An 18,078-nucleotide genomic window follows, 5' to 3' on the forward strand; every position below is an offset into this window, starting at 1 on the left:
GAGATACATCGATACAATCACAACCCGGATAACTTCCACGTCCATCTCGAGACGCTTCCGCTATCCAAATTACTTACTTCTTCCAGATTGTTAAAGAACGACAGCCGATATCTGTTGATATCCTCTGACTGGCTCAATCGCCAATGCAAAATTCTCGGTTCAGTGTCTGAACCAAGCCCTTAGCGTTGGTGATTGGTGGAGGCAGACGGGATCGAACCGACGACCCCCTGCTTGCAAAGCAGGTGCTCTCCCAGCTGAGCTATGCCCCCATGTACAGAATTTCTCAGGTGTGTACCGCCACACAAGACGGTGGTGGGTCTGGTTGGATTCGAACCAACGACCCCCGCCTTATCAAGACGGTGCTCTAACCGACTGAGCTACAGACCCCTGAGTCTGTCTTTAATTTACAGCCGATAAGCGTGAGCGCTCAACTTTGCGAGAAGCTCTGGAAAGGAGGTGATCCAGCCGCACCTTCCGATACGGCTACCTTGTTACGACTTCACCCCAGTCATGAATCCTACCGTGGTGACCGTCCTCCTTGCGGTTAGACTAGCCACTTCTGGTAAAACCCACTCCCATGGTGTGACGGGCGGTGTGTACAAGACCCGGGAACGTATTCACCGCGGCATGCTGATCCGCGATTACTAGCGATTCCAGCTTCATGCACTCGAGTTGCAGAGTGCAATCCGGACTACGATCGGTTTTCTGGGATTAGCTCCCCCTCGCGGGTTGGCAACCCTCTGTTCCGACCATTGTATGACGTGTGAAGCCCTACCCATAAGGGCCATGAGGACTTGACGTCATCCCCACCTTCCTCCGGTTTGTCACCGGCAGTCTCCTTAGAGTGCTCTTGCGTAGCAACTAAGGACAAGGGTTGCGCTCGTTGCGGGACTTAACCCAACATCTCACGACACGAGCTGACGACAGCCATGCAGCACCTGTGCGCCGGTTCTCTTTCGAGCACTCCCACCTCTCAGCAGGATTCCGACCATGTCAAGGGTAGGTAAGGTTTTTCGCGTTGCATCGAATTAATCCACATCATCCACCGCTTGTGCGGGTCCCCGTCAATTCCTTTGAGTTTTAATCTTGCGACCGTACTCCCCAGGCGGTCAACTTCACGCGTTAGCTACGTTACTAAGGAAATGAATCCCCAACAACTAGTTGACATCGTTTAGGGCGTGGACTACCAGGGTATCTAATCCTGTTTGCTCCCCACGCTTTCGTGCATGAGCGTCAGTATTGGCCCAGGGGGCTGCCTTCGCCATCGGTATTCCTCCACATCTCTACGCATTTCACTGCTACACGTGGAATTCTACCCCCCTCTGCCATACTCTAGCCTGCCAGTCACCAATGCAGTTCCCAGGTTGAGCCCGGGGATTTCACATCGGTCTTAGCAAACCGCCTGCGCACGCTTTACGCCCAGTAATTCCGATTAACGCTCGCACCCTACGTATTACCGCGGCTGCTGGCACGTAGTTAGCCGGTGCTTATTCTTCCGGTACCGTCATCCCCCGACTGTATTAGAGCCAAGGATTTCTTTCCGGACAAAAGTGCTTTACAACCCGAAGGCCTTCTTCACACACGCGGCATTGCTGGATCAGGCTTTCGCCCATTGTCCAAAATTCCCCACTGCTGCCTCCCGTAGGAGTCTGGGCCGTGTCTCAGTCCCAGTGTGGCTGGTCGTCCTCTCAGACCAGCTACTGATCGTCGCCTTGGTAGGCCTTTACCCCACCAACTAGCTAATCAGCCATCGGCCAACCCTATAGCGCGAGGCCCGAAGGTCCCCCGCTTTCATCCGTAGATCGTATGCGGTATTAATCCGGCTTTCGCCGGGCTATCCCCCACTACAGGACATGTTCCGATGTATTACTCACCCGTTCGCCACTCGCCACCAGGTGCAAGCACCCGTGCTGCCGTTCGACTTGCATGTGTAAGGCATGCCGCCAGCGTTCAATCTGAGCCAGGATCAAACTCTTCAGTTCAAACCTGTTACTGTTTTCGGTTCAGTTAAGAACCGGTCGCTCACTCAAAGCTGACAGGAATATGAATCACTTCATAAACCTGACTTACTTTAGTGTGAGACTCTTGATACTTTCGCTATCTGATCCGAGGATCAGCTCGCTGCCATCAAGCGCCCACACTTATCGGCTGTTAATTTTTAAAGAGCATTTCTGCGAGGAATCTTGAACCCCTCAGCAGCGCTGCGTTTTCAGCAGCAGAGAAGCGAGATTATGAACCGTGTTTCGCAGCTCGTCAACAACTTTCTGAACGACTTCGTTGCGACCGCGGGGCTCAACTTCCGTACCGCCGAGGCTCGCTACCGCCGAACCTCAACAGCACTGCTTCCCTTCCTCCCGCGCCGCGTTTCCGTTAGCGCGAAAGAGGCGTGATTCTATGCATCCCCGGGCGATCGCGCAAGGGGTTTCGCGAAAAATATAAGGCGCCGCACGCTGCCGCGTGCGGCGCCTTATATAGAAGCAGCCGAACCGTCAGGAGGCCGCACGCACCTGGCGCGCGACGATCTCCATATAGTGATCGAGATCCGGCGTCAGCTTGCCTTCCTCCTTCGCCGTATCGTCCCAGCGGCGCAGGCGCAGCGCGTCCTCCGCGAACGGGCGCCGCAGGAACGCTACCGCCTCCTCTTCGCTGAAGATGCCGCCCTGCAACCCCAGACTGCGCACCGAGTCCGGCGACAGGCTCTCGAAGTAGCCGGCATCCGTGCGGCACAGGCAGCGCTTCGCGTCGACATGCAGCCGGATCGGCTCCAGCACCGCATGGGAAAACAACGGCCGCAGGAACGGCAGCACGTAGTACTGATGCAGATCGTCGATCCCGCGCGCGCTCGGCGTGTCGCCCTGGCGGTTCAGCAGATGGCCGAGGTCATGCAGGAACGCCGCCGCGACCAGCGCTTCGTCCGCCCCGGACTCCTCCGCCAGCAATCCGCTCTGCAATGCATGTTCGAGCTGCGTGACCGGTTCGCCGCTATAGGCCACATGTCCATGCTCGCGATACAGCCCGTGGATCTCTTCCACCGTCAGCGCCATCCGTTCACTCCCAAGGCAGCGAAAACGTCTTCAGGTTCGTGAAGCTCTTCATCGCCTCCTGGACGCCTTCCTTGTAACCGAGCCCCGAATCCTTGATCCCGCCGAACGGCGACAGTTCGATCCGGTATCCCGGCACTTCCCACACGTTCACCGTACCGACCTTCAGCTCGTTCACGAACCGCACGACCGCCGCCGTACTGTCCGTACAGACACCCGACGACAGCCCGAACGCCGTGCCGTTGCTGATCCGGATCGCGTCGTCGATCGTATCGAAAGCGATGACGGGCGACACGGGGCCGAAGGTCTCCTCGCGCACGATCGTCATCGACGGATCGACGTTGTCGAGCACGGTCGGCGCATACAGCGCACCGCGCCGCACGTTGCCGGTCAGCAGGCGCGCGCCCTGCGCGACCGCCTCGTTCACCCGTACCTCGAACAGCCGCGCCGCCGTCTCGTCGATCACCGTGCCCATTTCGTTCGCGGGATCGAACGGATCGCCGTATTTCCATGCGCGCGTCTTCTCGACGAGCAATTCGGTGAACGCGGGCGCGATCGAGCGCTGCACCAGCATCCGCTTGACGGCCGTACAGCGCTGGCCCGAATTCCGGTACGAGCCGAGCACCGCCAGCGATGCCGCGCGGTCGAGATCGGCATCGGCCAGGACGATCAGCGGATCGTTGCCGCCCAGCTCCAGCACGATGCGCCGGTAGCCGGCCCGCGCGGCGATCGCCTTGCCGATCGCGACGCCGCCCGTGAAGGTAATCAGCGACGCATGCGGATGCGTGACGAGTTCGTCCGCGATTTCGACAGGGTCGCCGGTCAGCACCTGCAGCATCGGTTCCGGCAGCCCGGCTTCATACAGCAAGTCGGCCAGATAGAACGCCGACAGCGGCACCTTCTCCGACGGTTTCACGATCACGCGGTTGTTGGTCGCGATCGCCGGCGCGATCTTGTGCGCGACCTGGTTCATCGGATGATTGAACGGCGTGATCGCGACGATCACACCGTCGAGCGGCTGGCGCTGCGAGAACACGCGCCGCGCCTTGCCGTGGGGCGTCAGATCGCACGAGAAACTCTGCGCGTCGTCGCGCAGCGCCTCGACCGCCGCGAACTTCAGCACGTCGGCGACGCGGCCGATCTCGTAGCGCGAATCCTGTTTCGACAGCCCCGACTCGAGCGTGATCAGGTCGGACGCTTCCTCCGTGCGCTCGCGCAGCAGCGCGGCCGCACGTTCGAGAATCTGCGAGCGCGCGTACCGCGTGAGCGTCGGCCGATAGGCCATCGCGTAATCGAACGCCGCGCGCACGTCGTCGACGCTGGCGAGCGGTGCGGTGCCGACGCGCGTGCCCGTGTACGGGTCCGTGACGTCGAGCGTGCGTTCGCGCATCGCGTGCGTGCCGCACCAGCGCAACGCCTCGGCACGAAACGACGGATGATCCTGCCGCGGATGAGCCATCATGTCGCGATCCGGTTCAACACGAAATCGAACACGTCGAAGTTGCGCGGGCGACGTGCGGGATCGTCCCGCTCGATACGGCGATTGAACAGCAGCGGCACTTCCTGCTCGGATACGCCGCCATGCGAACGCAACGGCACCGTGAGCCCCGACAGATCGTGTTCGCGCTCGCGGGTGCCGAGCGTCATGTCGCGGCGGCCGATCACGACGAGATCGCCGATCCGGTCGGCCGGCAGTTCGAAACGAGCGGCGGCTTCCGCGTTGTCGAGCACGAGCTCGACGCCGTCGAGTCCGCCGACGCGCCACATCGCCTCGGCCTGGTCGACGCCCGGCGCCAGGTAGATCGTCGCAAACGAACCGAGCGCCCCGTGATGCACGACGTACGGATCGGTAATCGGCAGGATCACGCGCGCAGCCTGCTTGCCGTACCAGCCGTCGAAGGCATCCTGCAGATAGATCACGTTCGGCCGGCCCGTCGCCGGATCGTGCTTCGCGTTCATCCCGTGGTCGGCCGTGAGGCCGATCGCCCAGCCAAGCGCGTCGAGCTGCGCGAGGTAGCCGTCCATCATCGCGTAGAACGCGTTCGCGCCGGCACTGCCCGGCTCGCACTTGTGCTGCACGTAGTCGGTGGTCGACAGGTACATCAGGTCGACCTGCCGCGTCTGCGCGAGCCGGACGCCGGCCGCGAACACGAATTCGGACAACGCCGCGCTGTACACGTCCGGCGACGGCAGGCCGACCCAGTCGAGCACGTCGACGATGCCGTTTTCCGCGAGATTGGCCTGCGCGGCCTTCTCGGCCGAAAAGCAGATGCCGTTCAATTGCCAGCCGAGCAGCCGGCGCAGCTTGTCCTTCGCGGTCACGACGGCCACCCGCGCGCCGGCGTCGGACGCCGCCGCGAGCAACGTGCCGGCCCGCAGGTAGGCCGGGTCGTTCATCATGACTTCGGCGCCGCGCCCGCCGTCGGCGGCCGGGTCCCAGAAATAGTTGCCGCAGATGCCGTGGACCGACGGCGGCACGCCGCAGACGATCGACAGGTTGTTCGGGTTGGTGAAGGTCGGCACGACGCAATCGGCGCGCCACGCGGTGCCTTCCGCGATCATTCGGCCGATGAACGGCGCGACGCCGGCTTCCACCGCGCATTCGAGATAGTCATACTCGCAGCCGTCGACACAGATGACGACGGTCGGGTCCACCGGCAACCGGTAGCGCCGGCCGTTGACGTCGATCGAGCGTCCCGCGAGATCCGACGAACCCTTGCCGGCGGCCAGTTGCTCGCCGGGGAGCCGCAACGCGAACGCGGCGTTCATGATGCCGCCCGCTTGCCGCGCGGCACGCGCGCGGCGATCAGCAGCAGCGCCGCGAGCGATGCGCCGAGCATCAGCAGCGACAGCGCCGAGGCGGGCAGGTAGTAACCGCGCTCCACCTGGCCGATCACGACGATCGGCACGGTCGCGAAGCCGGGCGGATACACCGTCAGCGTTGCGCCGAGCTCGCCGAGCGACAGCGCGAAGCCGAGCGCGAGGCTCGCGCGCAGCGCCGGCACGAGCTGCGGCAGCAGCACGCGGCGCAACACCATCGCGGGCGGCGCACCAAGGCTCGCGGCGGCTTCGCGCAGCACGGTCAGTTCCGGGCGCAGCGCGGCGGCCGCGCAGCGATAGCAGAACGGCAGAATCAGCGCGAGCTGCACCAGCACGACGATCGCCGCCGAGCTCGACAGGTCGAGCGGCTTCTGGTGATACGCAATCAGCACCGCGAGCCCGAGCACGACGCTCGGCACGCCGTTCGGCACCATCACGAGCGCGTCGACGAGCGCGCCGAGGCCGCGCCGGTCGCGCCCTTCGAGCGCGAGCGCCAGCCACAGCCCGAGGATCGTGCCGAGCGCCGATACACCGAAGCCGATTTCGAGGCTGGTCAGCAGCGCGTCGTATTCCGGCGAGCCGAGCCGCTCGAACCAGCGCAGGCTGTAGCCGGCCGGCAGAATCGTGCCCGACCATTGCGTCGACACGCTCGACAGCGCGACGACGACGACCGGCAGCACGAACAGCCAGAAGCACGCGAATGCGGCCAGCGCGAGCGCGGCGCGCGACGCATGCTTGAGCAGCGCGTCGGTCCAGCCGGGCGGGTGACGCGGCACGGCCTGCCCGATACGGAATTCAGCGGACATCGTTCCCTCCCGTCGCACGCCGGTTCACCCGGCGATAAACCGCATACAACGCCAGCGACAGCGTCAACATCACGACCGCGCCGGCCGACGCGGTCGGCAGGTCGAGATCGACGGTCGCGCTGCTGTAGATCGCGACCGGCAGCGTGACGAGCCGCGCGCTGCCGAGCACAAGCAGGATGCCGAACTCGTTCAGCGTCAGCAGAAAGCACAGCACGGTGCCGGCGGCGATGCCCGGCCATGCGATCGGCAGCACGACGCGGCGCGCGAGCATCCAGCCGGACGCGCCGAGGCTGCGCGCGGCTTCGATCAGCCGCAGGTCGAGCGTCGCGAACGACGCGAGCGTCGGCCGCACGACGAACGGCGTGTAGAACACGGTCTGCGCGAGAATCACGCCGCCGATGCCGAACAGAAAGTCGAGCGGCGGATTCTCGAGATGGAACAGGTGCTGCAGCGCGATGCTGATCGAGCCCTGCGAGCCGTACAGGAAGATCAGCGTGAACGCGACGAGGAACGACGGAAACGCGACGTACAGCTCCAGGAAGCGCGTAACGAGCGACGCGCCCGGGAACGGCCGGAAGAACAGCAGCGCGGCCAGCAGCACGCCGAGCACCGACGCGGTGCCGGCGCTCGCGAACAGCACGCCGAGCGTCGTCAGCAGCACGTTGCGCGTGTCGGGATTGCCGAAGAAGGTGCGGTACGCGGCGAAACTCAGCCCGTGATCGCCCGACACGCTCAGCAGCACGAGCCGCACCAGCGGATAGACGACGAGCGGGCCCAGCACGACGATCGCCAGCGCGGCGAGGTGCAAATGGCCCATGCGCCTGCGGCGCCGCGCGGCGGCGGCGTGTGCGGCGGCCGACGCGAGCACGTGCGGCGGCAGGCCGGCTTCAGGGCTCGATAAGGACGACATCGTCTGCCTCGCAATGCAGGGACACGCGCGCACCGCGCTCGGGAGCCGCGCCGCGGCCGCGTTGCATCGTGACGCGCACGGGCTCGTCGGGCGCCGCGTCGATCACGACCGCGATCGACAGATCCGCGCCCTGCCATTCGACCGACGACACGGTGCCGTGCAGGCCGCCCGCCGCGGGCGGCATCACGGTGAGACGCTCGGGGCGTACGCACGCGACCTTGTCGCGCACCTCGTGGCGCGGATCGCCGAGCGGAAAGATCACGTGCGGCGGCAGCAGGTTCGCCGGGCCGAGATAGCGCGCGACGTAGCCGTCCCGCGGCGCGTCGTACAACTGTTGCGGCGTGCCGAGCTGCGCGATGTGGCCGTCGCGCATCAGCAGCGCGCGGTCGGACAGCACGAGCGCATCGTCGCGGTCGTGCGTCACGCAGACGATGGTCAGGTTCGGCAGGCGCTCGTGCAGCGCCTTCAGTTCGCTGCGCACCGACGCGCGCAGGTTGGCGTCGAGCGCCGACAGCGGCTCGTCGAGCAGCAGCACGTCGGGCTCGATCACGAGCGCGCGGGCCAGCGCGACGCGTTGCTGCATCCCGCCCGACAGTTGCGCCGGCAGATGGTGGCCCGCGTCGCCGAGCTGCACGAGCTTGAGCGCATCGGCGACGCGGCGCGTCACTTCCGACGACGCCATGCCGCGTGCGCGCAGCCCGAATGCGACGTTCTCGAACACCGACAGGTGCGGAAACAGCGCGTAATTCTGGAACAGCAGACCGAGATTGCGCTTGTGCGGCGGCGCATGGGTCAGGTCGCGTCCGGCCACGGTCAGCGTGCCGGTCAGGCCGTCGGCCTTCACGAACCCGGCGATGAAGCGCAGCAGCGTGGTCTTGCCGCAGCCGCTCTTGCCGAGCACGGTCAGAAATTCACCGGCGCCGATCGACAGCGACAGATCTTCCAGCACCGTGCGTGCGCCGTAGCGCACGCTCAGATGCTCGATCTGCACGCCGCCCGGCGCGCCGGACCGCAGCGTCGCGCGCGGTTCGGCGGCGCCGAATGCGCCGGGATGGGTCAGGGTGGTGTCCACCGGGTTCATCCTCTTGCTCGCTGATACAGGCGGCGTGCGCCGGTCACTTCGGCTTGACGACGTCGAGCTGCTTGCCCGAGCTGCCGATCACGTCCTTCTTCCAGCGCTCGATCCATTCCGGCTTCTTCGCCATCACCTGGGTCCAGTCGACCGGAATCAGCTTCACGCCCGCGATCGCCTTCTTCACTGCTTCGCCGTTCTTGCCGGCCAGCGGCACGTCGGTGCGGCCCGGGATGCCGTACATGTCCGGCACCTTCGACTGCACTTCCGTCGACATCAGGTAGTCGATCAGCTTCCTGCCGGCGTCCTGATTCGGGCCGCTCTTGATCAGGCCGATGCCGTACGGGAGCTGAAACGTGGTCGGCTGGTCGCCGGCCTTCGCGGCCAGGAAGATCGGCTTGACGGACAGCGCGCCGTGTTCGGCGTCGTCGAGATCCATCTGCAGATCGCCGTTCGCGACGCTGATCTCGTTACGCGACAGCAGCACGTTCAGGTAGCCGGTGCCCTTCGTGTGGAACTTCACGCTCTGCGACAGCTTCGCGAGGTAGTCGAACGCCTTGTCCTCGCCCATCAGCGACATCGTCAGGATCAGCACGGCCATCCCGTCGCCGGCCGTGGCCGGGTTCGAGTACGCGACCTTGCCGGCATAGCTGGGCGACAGCAGGTCGGCGAACGTCTTCGGCTGGTTCTTCACGACGTCCGGGTTGATCGCGAACGAGAAGTAGTTGTTCACGAAGGTCGCCCACGTGCCGTCCTCGGCTTTCGCGATGGCCGGCACGTTCTTGTAGTTCACGCTCTGGTACGGCTGCAGCAGGCCCATCTGGCCGGCTTGCTGGATGAACGGCGGCAACGTGACGATCACGTCGGCCTTCGGGGAATTCTTCTCGATGTTCGCGCGGTTCACCACCTCGCCGCTGCCCGCCGTCACGATGTTGACCTTCACGCCTTCCTTCTTCTCGAAAGCCGGCAGCACATCGCGATAGAGGTTCTCGAGGCCGTCCGCCGTGTACAGCACGACCGCGTTCGCCGCATGCGCCGGCATCGCGGCGCCTTGCAGCAGACCGGCGGCGCACGCGGCCAGCGCGAGCTTGCGGAACGCGCCGGCAGCGGCGCGCGAGGGTTTCTGCAGTGTCATCTCACTTCTCCGTAGGCGGAACACCAAACGGCCGGGGCACGATCCGGCTCTCCTGTTATCTCCGGGCAGGCCGCTGGACGGCCCGCCACGCTACCGCGCTCAGGCTGGGTGTCGCGCGGCAACCGAAGGATCACAGCGTTCGATGACAAAGCCGTGACGAATGCCACAATTTCCAAAAAATGACACATTTTGCCACTATCATGCAAGTCATTCAGACATGCCGTCCGGTGTTTCGTCCACCCTTTGCTGGAGATAAAAGCCATGCCCGACCCGATCCTGCTCACGCCCGGCCCGCTCACCACGTCCGCCACGACACGCCATGCAATGCAACATGACTGGGGGTCGTGGGACACTGCTTTCAATCAGTTGACGGCCAGCGTCTGCGCGGATCTCGTCGCCATCGCGCATGGCGGAGACGAGTACGTGTGCGTGCCGATGCAGGGCAGCGGCACGTTCTCGGTCGAAGCCGCGCTCGGCACGCTGGTGCCGCGCGACGGCGTCGTGCTGGTGCCCGACAACGGCGCGTATTGCGCGCGCATCCTGAAGATTCTCGGCCGGCTCGGCATCGACGCGATCGCGTTGCCGTTCGGCGAGGACGCGGCCGTCGACGCGGCGGCCGTCGAGGCCGCGTTCGCGCGCGAGCCGCGCATCACGCACGTCGCGCTCGTGCACCTGGAAACGAGCGCCGGAATCCTGAATCCGCTCGACGCGATCGCGGCCGCATGCCGGCGGCACGGCAAGCGGCTGATCGTCGATGCGATGAGTTCGTTCGGCGCGCTGCCGATCACGCTGGCGGACAGCGGCATCGACGCGCTGATCTCGGCCAGCGGCAAATGTCTCGAAGGGGTGCCGGGGATGGGGTTCGCGATCGTCCGGCGCGACGCGCTCGACGCGAGCGAGGGCAACTCGCCGTCGCTCGCGCTCGACCTCCACGATCAGTACGCGTATCTGCGCAAGACGGGGCAATGGCGCTTCACACCGCCGACGCACGTGATTGCCGCGCTGCGCGCCGCGCTCGACCAGTACCTCGCCGAAGGCGGCCAGCCGGCGCGGGGCGCACGTTATGCGGACAACTGCCGGACACTGGTCGACTCGATGCGCGCGCTCGGCTTCGTGCCGTTCCTCGACGCGAGCGTGCAGGCGCCGGTCATCGTCACGTTTCACGCGCCCGACCATCCGGCCTACGATTTCCGCCGCTTCTACGACGCGGTGCGCGGCGCGGGCTTCATCCTGTATCCGGGCAAGCTCACGCGGCTCGAGACGTTCCGCGTCGGCTGCATCGGCGCGATCGATGCGGGCGATATCCGGCGTGCGGTCGCCGCGATCGCGGCCGCGGTCGAATCGCTCGGCATCGCGATGCAGCCCGCATGAAGCGGGGTGCATGCCGGCCCGCCCGCCGGCGCCCGCAAACAAAAAAGCCCGGCGGCCGATTGGCCGCCGGGCGAACGCACCGAATGTGCGGGGAACCAGTGCTTACAGCTCGATCCGCTTGATGTCGCCGACGACGAAGATGTACGACAGCGCACCGACCAGCGCGATCACGCCGATGAACACGAGCGCGCCGACGAACGAGCCGGTCGACGCGACGATGAAGCCGACGACGAGCGGCGTGATGATGCCGGCGAGGTTCGCCGCGAAGTTGAAGATGCCGCCCGTCACGCCGAGCAGGCCATCCGGTGCGATATCAGACACGAGCGTCCAGCCGAGTGCGGCCATGCCCTGCGCGAAGAATGCAACCGACATGATCGCGATCACCGCTTCGTTGCTCTGCACGTAGTTCGCGAGAATGATCGTCGACGCGAGCAGCAGGCCCGCGATGATCGGCAGCTTGCGTGCGAGGTTCGCGGACTTGCCGCGGCGCAGCAGCCAGTCGGAGAAGATCCCGCCGAACATCACGCCGACCGACGCGGCGATGAACGGCATCACCGCGAAGAAGCCGATCTTCAGCCAGCCCATGTGGCGTTCGGTTGCCAGATAGGTCGGGAACCAGGTCAGGAAGAACACGAGCGTCGAGTTGCCGGCGAACTGGCCGAGGCAGATGCCCGCGAGCTGGCGCTTCTTCACCAGCTGGCCGACCATCGACCAGCTGAACCGGGCCTGCGCCGGCTTGTCGCCCTTGTCGCCGCTCTTGCGCGCGCCGTGAACGAGACCGCCGCCCGCTTCGATGTACGCGAGTTCCTCGGAGTTCGCGCCCGGATGGTTGCGCGGCTCGTGGTAGAACTTCCACCAGATCAGGCCGAACGCAATGCCGACCGCGCCCACGACCCAGAACAGCGAGCGCCAGCCGAACGCGCCCATCAGCGCGAACAGCACCGGGCTGAAGAACGCGAGGCCGATGTATTCGCCGACGGTATAGGTACCCGTCGCCATCGCGCGTTCGTTCTGCGGGAACCACGTCGCGACGACGCGGCTGTTGGTCGGGAAGCACGGCGCTTCCGTCACGCCGAGACCGAGCCGGCACGCGAGCAGCGTCGCGACACCCGGCACGAAGCCTTGGAGGAACGTGCACAGCGACCACAGCGTCATCGACCAGTAATAGGTGACCTTGCTGCCGAAGCGGTCGAGGAACAGGCCGCCGGGCACCTGCATCGCCACGTACGTCCACGAAAACGCGGAGAACATGATGCCCATCACGGCCGCATTGATGCCGAGCTCCTTGGTGAGCTGCGGCGCAGCCACGCCCAGCACGGTGCGGTCGAGATAGTTGATCATCGTGCCGATCGCGAGCAGCGCGAGGATCTTGTAGCGCGCCGACGTGCGCCGGACCGTGCCGGCCGCCTGCGCCGGCGCGGCGCTCGTGTGGGTGGTGTGCTGCATGGTCGTCTCCTGGTCTCTTTGTCTGTAAGGGGGTCAGCGCGCGACGAGCGACTGAAAGTGACTGAACATCCGCTCGGCGTCGGGCGTGCGTCCGGTGAAGAGCTCGAACGCGTCGACGGCCTGGTACACGGCCATCCCGCCGCCCGGCAGCGTGGCGCAGCCGGCCGCGCGCGCGGCGTGGATCAGTTCGGTTTCGAGCGGGAAATACACGATGTCGGCCACCCACATGCCCGCGTGGAGCAGGTCGGCCGGCAGCGGCAGGCCCGGATGCTTGACCATGCCGGTCGGCGTGCAGTGGATCAGGCCGGTCGCGGCGCGCATCGCGGCCGCGAGATCGCTGCCCGGCGTGACCCGGGCGGCGGGGAAGCGTTGCTGCAATTCGCCCGCCAGCGCGGTGGCACGCGTGCCGTCGACGTCGACAATCGTCAGTTCGGCCGCGCCCATCTGCAGCGCCGCGTGCGCGACGGCCGCGCCCGCGCCGCCCGCACCGAGCTGGACGACGCGTTCGAGCGACGCGCCGGGCAGCCCGCGGCTGAACGATTTCGCGAAACCCGACCAGTCGGTGTTGTGGCCGATCCGCTTGCCGTCCTTGAACAGCACGGTGTTCACCGCGCCGAGCGCGCGCGCGTCGTCCGACAGCGCGTCGAGGTGCTCGATCACGCGCTGCTTGCACGGGTGCGTGATGTTCAGCCCGTTGTAGCCCATCCGCTGCGCGGCGTCGAGCAGCTGCGGCAGCGCGTCGGCGGTCACGCCGAGCACATCGAGATCGATGCGCCGGTACACGTAGCCGAAACCCTGGCGGAACCCTTCTTCCTCGTGCATCGCGGGCGACAGCGAACCGCCGATGCCCTGGCCGATCAGGCCGATCAGAAACGACGGGCGGCTCATCGGGCGGCTCCCTGCGCGAACAGCGTGGCCAGGCGCTGCAGCGCGAACACGTAGCCTTCGGTGCCGCAGCCGCAGATCACGGCTTCGGCAATCGCCGAGATATACGAATGGTGGCGAAACGCCTCGCGGCGATGGACGTTCGAGATATGCACTTCGATCACCGGCTTCGCGATCGCGGAAAGCGCGTCGGCCAGCGCCACCGACGTATGCGTATAGGCGGCCGGATTGATCACGATGCCGTGCGTGTCGTGACGCGCGGCATGCAGCCAGTCGATCAGTTGATGCTCGGCGTTCGACTGGCGGAACTCGATTTCCAGCCCGAGCCCTTCCGCCGCCGTGCGGCAGCGCTGCTCGAGATCGGCGAGCGTTTCCGCGCCGTAGATATGGGGCTCGCGCGTGCCCAGCAGATTGAGGTTCGGGCCGTTCAGCACCAGCACCTTGTGCTTGCTCATCGTGTTTCTGCTCCTGAAACAGGGGCGGACCACGATCGGCACCGCCCCGAAGACATCGGAATTTGGCGCTAGTGTGCGCCCGCGCAAGCGGGCTGTCTTTTCGGGTTTTCGCTAATTTGTACCACCTAGTTAGTTTGTACAATGCCGATGACTAGCCTAGTAAATTCGGGATATGGCGCGCGCGTCGAACTCAACGACTGGTTCATTCAGGGTCGGTTCGACCGGCGTCGTGCCCCGCTCATCCGCAGGAATCGCCCATGCAGCGCTCGATCGCCACCGTCTCCCTGTCCGGCACGCTCGCCGAGAAGCTCGCCGCCGTCGAGGCCGCGGGCTTCGACGGCGTCGAAATCTTCGAAAACGACCTCGTCTACTTCGACGGATCGCCGGCCGACGTCCGGCGCATGGCCGCCGATCTCGGCCTCGACATCGTGCTGTTCCAGCCGTTTCGCGACTTCGAGGGCGTGAGCGCGGCCCAGCTCGCGCGCAATCTCGACCGGATCAAGCGCAAGTTCGACGTGATGCATGCGCTCGGCACCGACCGCATCCTCGTCTGCAGCAGTGTGGCGGCCGATACGATCGCCGACGACGGGTTGCTCATCGACCAGCTCGGCGTGCTCGCCGAAGCCGCCCGGCAGGCTGGCGTGGTGGCCGCATACGAAGCGCTCGCGTGGGGCCGCGTCGTGAAGCGGTACGGCCACGCGTGGAAGCTCGTGAACGCGGTGAACAGCCGGCACCTCGGCCTCGCGCTCGACAGCTTCCACACGCTGTCGCTCGACGATTCGCCGGACGGGATCGCCGACATCCCCGGCGACCGGATCGCGTTCGTGCAGATCGCCGACGCGCCGAAGCTCGTGATGGACGTGCTCGAATGGAGCCGCCACTACCGCTCGTTCCCGGGCCAGGGCGACTTCGACCTGGCGCGCTTCACCGCGCGCGTGATCGAGTCGGGCTATACGGGCCCGCTGTCGCTCGAGATCTTCAACGACGGCTTCCGCGCGGCGCCGACCGCGCTCACGGCCGCCGACGGCCATCGCTCGCTGCTCTATCTGGAAGACCTGACGCGCGCGCGGCTCGCGCAGGAGGGCCGCGCGCCGGCCGCCAGCCAGCCGCTGTTCGCCCCGCCCGCGCCGCCCGCGCACGTCGGGTTCCAGTTCATCGAATTCGCGGTCGACGCGCAGGCGGCGGCGACCGTCGGCGAATGGCTCGGCCGGATGCGCTTCCGGCTCGCCGGCCGGCATCGCTCCAAGGACGTGACGCTGTTCCAGCACGGCGCCGCGTCGATCGTGCTCAACGCCGAGCGCGACTCGTTCGCCGATGCGTTCTTCCAGCAGCACGGGCTGTCGCTGTGCGCGTCCGCGTTCCGCGTCGATGACGCCAAAGTGGCGTTCGAACGCGCGGCCGGCTTCGGCTACGCACCGTTCTCCGGCCGGGTCGGGCCGAACGAGCGCGTACTGCCGAGCGTGAAGGCGCCGGACGGCAGTCTCGAATATTTCGTCGACGAAGCGCCGGATACGCCGACGCTATATGAATCGGACTTCGTGCTGACCGACATCGACGGCCCGACCGAGGTCGGCCCGCTGACGGGCATCGATCACGTGTGCCTCGCGCTGCCGGCCGACGCGCTCGACACCTGGATCCTGTTCTTCAAGACGGCGTTCGGCTTCGAGGCCGAGCGCAGCTGGCTCGTGCCCGACCCGTACGGACTGATGCGCAGCCGCGCGGTGCGCAGCGCCGACGGCTCGGTGCGGATCGCGCTGAACGCGTCGGTCGACCGTCACACGGCCGTCGCCGAATCGCTCGACCGCTATCACGGCACCGGGCTGAACCACGTCGCGTTCCGCACCGACGACATCGTGAAGACGGTTGCCGCCTTCGCAGCCGACGGCGTGCCGTTCCTGCGCATTCCGGCCAACTACTACGACGATCTCGCCGCGCGCTACGCGCTGCCGGACGAGCTGATCGACACGCTGAGCGCGCATCACCTGCTGTACGACCGCGACGAGCACGGCGGCGAATTCCTGCATGCGTATACGGAACTGGTCGACAACCGCTTCTCGCTCGAGATCGTCGAACGGCGCGGCGGGTACGACGGCTACGGCGCGGCGAATGCGGCCGTGCGGCTCGCCGCGCAGGCGCAGCGGCGAAAATAAGGACAGGACGCGGAGTTTAGGGCCGGACCGTGCTCGCGATTCGGCGATCGACGGGATGAGCCCCCTCCCGCCCGCGCCATCGGGGTATATCGCGCCGCCGAGCACCGGCCCGCGCGGCCTGCCACGGTCGTGTCGGAAGCCGCGCTTCGCCTGACGTTACATGCCGTAACCCATACCGCAGTGCAGCATTGCGTCGCCCGCCCCCGTTTTAAGAATCGCTTAAGTCTTCGACGGCACCATCCGCAACCAGTACCCGATGGTTATCTCGAAAAGGAGGAAAGCGATGAGCGCCGTAGAAGCACCCGCGGGCCGCCCGGCCGCGCCCCCTGCAAAGAAGACGATGCTGCGCCGCCTGCTCAGTCATCACGAAATCGCGACGCTGCTCGTGCTGCTGCATGCACCGATCGGCGCGAACGCCAAACCCGAATTGCCCGCGCTGCAGGAAGCCGGCCTCGTCGAAATGGTCAAGCTCGACCCCGATACGGCCCCGAGCTTCCGGCTGACCGAAGACGGCACGGCCGTCCTGAAAGGGCTCGGTTACCGCTGAGCCGCCGCTTTCACCCTTTCCAGTTTCCCCGCCTTACCCCGATCCCTGCGACGCGCCGGCCACGCCGGCGAGTCGCGTCACCCCGCCCGCTCCTGCAGCATCAACCGGTATTCCGTCGGCGTCACGCCGACCGTCGCCTTGAACTGGCGCGTGAACGCGCTGTGATCCGTGTAGCCGCATAGCGCGGCGACGTCGGTCACCTTGTCGTGCGTGACGAGCAGCGCGGTGGCCGCGTCGAGCCGCGTCTTCAGCAGCACCTGGCGCGGCGTCAGGTGGAACACCTTGTGGAAGTAGCGTTCGAGCTGCGCGACCGACATGCCGGCCATCTGCGCGAGCTGCTTCAGGTTCAGCGGCTGCACGTAATGATCCTGGATGTGCTGGACCACGTCGGCGAGCCGGCTGTACGCCGGATGCGAGCCCTCGTGCGCCTTCAGGTCGCGCGAGATGCCCGCGAGACCCACCACCCCGCCCGCGGCGTCGCGCAGCGGCTCCTTGCAGGTCAGGCACCAGCCCGGCTGGCGACCCGGATACAGGTGCAGCTCGAGCTGATCCATCAACTGCTGGCCGGCGTTGATCGTCGCCATGTCCTGCTCGAAGTAACTGCGGCCGAAGCGGCGCGGAAACACCTCGTCGGCGGTCTTCCCCAGCAGGTCGCGCTTGTCCTTGTAGCCGCAGCGCATCGCCAGCGTGCGATTGACGAGCGCGTAGCGGCCGCTCGCATCCTTCACGAAGAACGCGACGTCCGGCAGCGCATCGAACACCGGTTCGAGCAGGCGGAAATGCGCGAGCATCGCGCCGAAATCGGCGTTGTCGGGCGGGTCGCGCAACGGGTCGGACAGGCTCATGGGCGGTACGGCAAGCAAGGTCGTCATCCCGGCAACCGCGAAGCGAGTGGCAGATGGCGTCGATTATAGGAGCGCCCCTTCGATCGCGTCGCGCCGAGCGCGGGGCGGGCAAGGCGGCAGCCGGTTGCATCGTGCGTCCCGTCGGTTACATCGGTGAGCAGCAGAGGTTGTGCACGCAACCGCTTCGCAGCACCTGCGCGGCCGGCGGCCGTTGCGCTTGCGCCGTAGCCGGCGCAGCGCATCGGCACACCGGCACCACGCACCCGGACACGCCATCCTAAAAATGCCGGCGCCCCGCGTCTTGGCGGGTTTGCGCATTCGCCATGACGATTTCGGCATATATCAGGGTAATCGACGATATGCCGATATCGTCGCCGGCCACGCATCGAACGCGCAAGACGCACGCATTTTCGCTACCTAGACTTCGCTTCACGGTCGCGAGACGACCTCCCGCCGCTGCCGCAATCGGCATGCACGGGCCGCCGCATCCGCCGTCGCGCACGCCGATTCCGGCACAGCGCGCACGGCAGACGGCGTACTTGCATGGCCAGCACATCGGCCTGCCGATCGAACCGTCTCGCCCGGTTTACCGGCG

At 66.0% G+C, this 18,078-nt stretch carries 15 protein-coding genes, 2 tRNA genes and 1 rRNA gene; 4 read left to right on the forward strand and 14 right to left on the reverse strand.

Features of this window, described 5'->3' with window-relative positions; translation table 11 throughout:
- Window positions 1-193 precede the first annotated feature (193 nt).
- The 3 genes from SY91_RS24780 to SY91_RS24790 form a co-directional block, all read right to left on the reverse strand.
- Window positions 194-269: transfer RNA gene (locus SY91_RS24780), tRNA-Ala, on the reverse strand.
- 41 nt (window positions 270-310) lie between these two features.
- Window positions 311-387: transfer RNA gene (locus SY91_RS24785), tRNA-Ile, on the reverse strand.
- 62 nt (window positions 388-449) lie between these two features.
- Window positions 450-1,982 (reverse strand): 16S ribosomal RNA (locus SY91_RS24790).
- A 201-nt stretch (window positions 1,983-2,183) separates the two neighbouring features.
- Here SY91_RS24790 and SY91_RS24795 point away from each other — a divergent pair.
- A complete protein-coding gene (locus SY91_RS24795; RefSeq protein ID WP_166488140.1) occupies window positions 2,184-2,390 on the forward strand; it encodes a hypothetical protein in 207 nt (68 codons plus the stop codon).
- 99 nt (window positions 2,391-2,489) lie between these two features.
- Here SY91_RS24795 and SY91_RS24800 read toward each other — a convergent pair whose 3' ends face one another.
- From SY91_RS24800 to phnS, 7 genes are read right to left on the reverse strand one after another with little or no spacing between them, the layout of a single operon-like run.
- Window positions 2,490-3,044 (reverse strand): phosphonate degradation HD-domain oxygenase, encoded by a 555-nt coding sequence (locus SY91_RS24800; protein WP_023477044.1) that lies wholly within the window; start codon window positions 3,042-3,044, stop codon window positions 2,490-2,492.
- A gap of 4 nt (window positions 3,045-3,048) precedes the next feature.
- Window positions 3,049-4,503, reverse strand: a complete 1,455-nt coding sequence (gene phnY, locus SY91_RS24805) for a phosphonoacetaldehyde dehydrogenase (RefSeq protein WP_006480497.1) — start codon at window positions 4,501-4,503, stop codon at window positions 3,049-3,051.
- Window positions 4,500-5,810 (reverse strand): phosphonoacetate hydrolase, encoded by a 1,311-nt coding sequence (gene phnA / locus SY91_RS24810; protein WP_023477045.1) that lies wholly within the window; start codon window positions 5,808-5,810, stop codon window positions 4,500-4,502. The genes phnY and phnA overlap by 4 nt, the downstream gene beginning before the upstream one ends.
- Window positions 5,807-6,667 carry a 2-aminoethylphosphonate ABC transport system, membrane component PhnV gene (gene phnV / locus SY91_RS24815; protein WP_023477046.1) on the reverse strand — a complete coding sequence of 287 codons (861 nt, stop codon included), beginning with the start codon at window positions 6,665-6,667 and terminating at the stop codon, window positions 5,807-5,809. The genes phnA and phnV overlap by 4 nt, the downstream gene beginning before the upstream one ends.
- A complete protein-coding gene (gene phnU / locus SY91_RS24820; protein ID WP_023477047.1) occupies window positions 6,657-7,577 on the reverse strand; it encodes a 2-aminoethylphosphonate ABC transporter permease subunit in 921 nt (306 codons plus the stop codon). The genes phnV and phnU overlap by 11 nt, the downstream gene beginning before the upstream one ends.
- On the reverse strand, window positions 7,555-8,658 hold the full coding sequence (phnT, locus tag SY91_RS24825; RefSeq protein WP_023477048.1) for a 2-aminoethylphosphonate ABC transport system ATP-binding subunit PhnT: 1,104 nt from the start codon (window positions 8,656-8,658) through the stop codon (window positions 7,555-7,557). Before phnT ends, phnU begins: the two co-directional genes overlap by 23 nt.
- A gap of 34 nt (window positions 8,659-8,692) precedes the next feature.
- Window positions 8,693-9,784 carry a 2-aminoethylphosphonate ABC transporter substrate-binding protein gene (phnS, locus tag SY91_RS24830; RefSeq protein WP_023477049.1) on the reverse strand — a complete coding sequence of 364 codons (1,092 nt, stop codon included), beginning with the start codon at window positions 9,782-9,784 and terminating at the stop codon, window positions 8,693-8,695.
- A gap of 261 nt (window positions 9,785-10,045) precedes the next feature.
- Here phnS and SY91_RS24835 point away from each other — a divergent pair, with 261 nt between their 5' ends.
- On the forward strand, window positions 10,046-11,155 hold the full coding sequence (locus SY91_RS24835; protein ID WP_023477050.1) for a 2-aminoethylphosphonate--pyruvate transaminase: 1,110 nt from the start codon (window positions 10,046-10,048) through the stop codon (window positions 11,153-11,155).
- Window positions 11,156-11,257: 102 nt separating this feature from the next.
- Here SY91_RS24835 and SY91_RS24840 read toward each other — a convergent pair whose 3' ends face one another.
- From SY91_RS24840 to aroQ, 3 genes are read right to left on the reverse strand one after another with little or no spacing between them, the layout of a single operon-like run.
- Window positions 11,258-12,601 carry an MFS transporter gene (locus tag SY91_RS24840; protein WP_006480491.1) on the reverse strand — a complete coding sequence of 448 codons (1,344 nt, stop codon included), beginning with the start codon at window positions 12,599-12,601 and terminating at the stop codon, window positions 11,258-11,260.
- 33 nt (window positions 12,602-12,634) lie between these two features.
- Window positions 12,635-13,489, reverse strand: coding sequence for a shikimate dehydrogenase (locus SY91_RS24845; RefSeq protein WP_006480490.1), 855 nt, complete (start codon window positions 13,487-13,489; stop codon window positions 12,635-12,637).
- On the reverse strand, window positions 13,486-13,941 hold the full coding sequence (gene aroQ / locus SY91_RS24850) for a type II 3-dehydroquinate dehydratase (protein WP_006489476.1): 456 nt from the start codon (window positions 13,939-13,941) through the stop codon (window positions 13,486-13,488). The genes SY91_RS24845 and aroQ overlap by 4 nt, the downstream gene beginning before the upstream one ends.
- A gap of 257 nt (window positions 13,942-14,198) precedes the next feature.
- Here aroQ and SY91_RS24855 point away from each other — a divergent pair, with 257 nt between their 5' ends.
- Together SY91_RS24855 and SY91_RS24860 are read left to right on the forward strand one after the other, a co-directional pair.
- On the forward strand, window positions 14,199-16,091 hold the full coding sequence (locus SY91_RS24855; RefSeq protein ID WP_043888100.1) for a bifunctional sugar phosphate isomerase/epimerase/4-hydroxyphenylpyruvate dioxygenase family protein: 1,893 nt from the start codon (window positions 14,199-14,201) through the stop codon (window positions 16,089-16,091).
- Between the two features lie 283 nt (window positions 16,092-16,374).
- Window positions 16,375-16,638 (forward strand): hypothetical protein, encoded by a 264-nt coding sequence (locus tag SY91_RS24860; RefSeq protein ID WP_006489463.1) that lies wholly within the window; start codon window positions 16,375-16,377, stop codon window positions 16,636-16,638.
- A 77-nt stretch (window positions 16,639-16,715) separates the two neighbouring features.
- Here SY91_RS24860 and SY91_RS24865 read toward each other — a convergent pair whose 3' ends face one another.
- Entirely contained in the window at window positions 16,716-17,510 is a 795-nt protein-coding gene (locus tag SY91_RS24865) for an AraC family transcriptional regulator (RefSeq protein ID WP_006480487.1), read from the reverse strand.
- Between the last annotated feature and the right edge of the window lie 568 nt (window positions 17,511-18,078).

Origin of the sequence: Burkholderia cenocepacia (assembly GCF_014211915.1) — a bacterium.
Lineage (GTDB): Bacteria > Pseudomonadota > Gammaproteobacteria > Burkholderiales > Burkholderiaceae > Burkholderia > Burkholderia orbicola.

Coding starts and splice junctions, on each gene's coding strand:
- SY91_RS24860 (WP_006489463.1), top strand. CDS start 16,375: ATGAGCGCCGTAGAAGCACCCGCGGGCCGCCCGGCCGCGCCCCCTGCA.
- phnV (WP_023477046.1), bottom strand. CDS start 6,667: ATGTCCGCTGAATTCCGTATCGGGCAGGCCGTGCCGCGTCACCCGCCC.
- SY91_RS24800 (WP_023477044.1), bottom strand. CDS start 3,044: ATGGCGCTGACGGTGGAAGAGATCCACGGGCTGTATCGCGAGCATGGA.
- SY91_RS24845 (WP_006480490.1), bottom strand. CDS start 13,489: ATGAGCCGCCCGTCGTTTCTGATCGGCCTGATCGGCCAGGGCATCGGC.
- SY91_RS24835 (WP_023477050.1), top strand. CDS start 10,046: ATGCCCGACCCGATCCTGCTCACGCCCGGCCCGCTCACCACGTCCGCC.
- phnA (WP_023477045.1), bottom strand. CDS start 5,810: ATGAACGCCGCGTTCGCGTTGCGGCTCCCCGGCGAGCAACTGGCCGCC.
- phnU (WP_023477047.1), bottom strand. CDS start 7,577: ATGTCGTCCTTATCGAGCCCTGAAGCCGGCCTGCCGCCGCACGTGCTC.
- SY91_RS24865 (WP_006480487.1), bottom strand. CDS start 17,510: ATGACGACCTTGCTTGCCGTACCGCCCATGAGCCTGTCCGACCCGTTG.
- phnS (WP_023477049.1), bottom strand. CDS start 9,784: ATGACACTGCAGAAACCCTCGCGCGCCGCTGCCGGCGCGTTCCGCAAG.
- phnY (WP_006480497.1), bottom strand. CDS start 4,503: ATGATGGCTCATCCGCGGCAGGATCATCCGTCGTTTCGTGCCGAGGCG.
- SY91_RS24840 (WP_006480491.1), bottom strand. CDS start 12,601: ATGCAGCACACCACCCACACGAGCGCCGCGCCGGCGCAGGCGGCCGGC.
- SY91_RS24855 (WP_043888100.1), top strand. CDS start 14,199: ATGCAGCGCTCGATCGCCACCGTCTCCCTGTCCGGCACGCTCGCCGAG.
- phnT (WP_023477048.1), bottom strand. CDS start 8,658: ATGAACCCGGTGGACACCACCCTGACCCATCCCGGCGCATTCGGCGCC.
- aroQ (WP_006489476.1), bottom strand. CDS start 13,941: ATGAGCAAGCACAAGGTGCTGGTGCTGAACGGCCCGAACCTCAATCTG.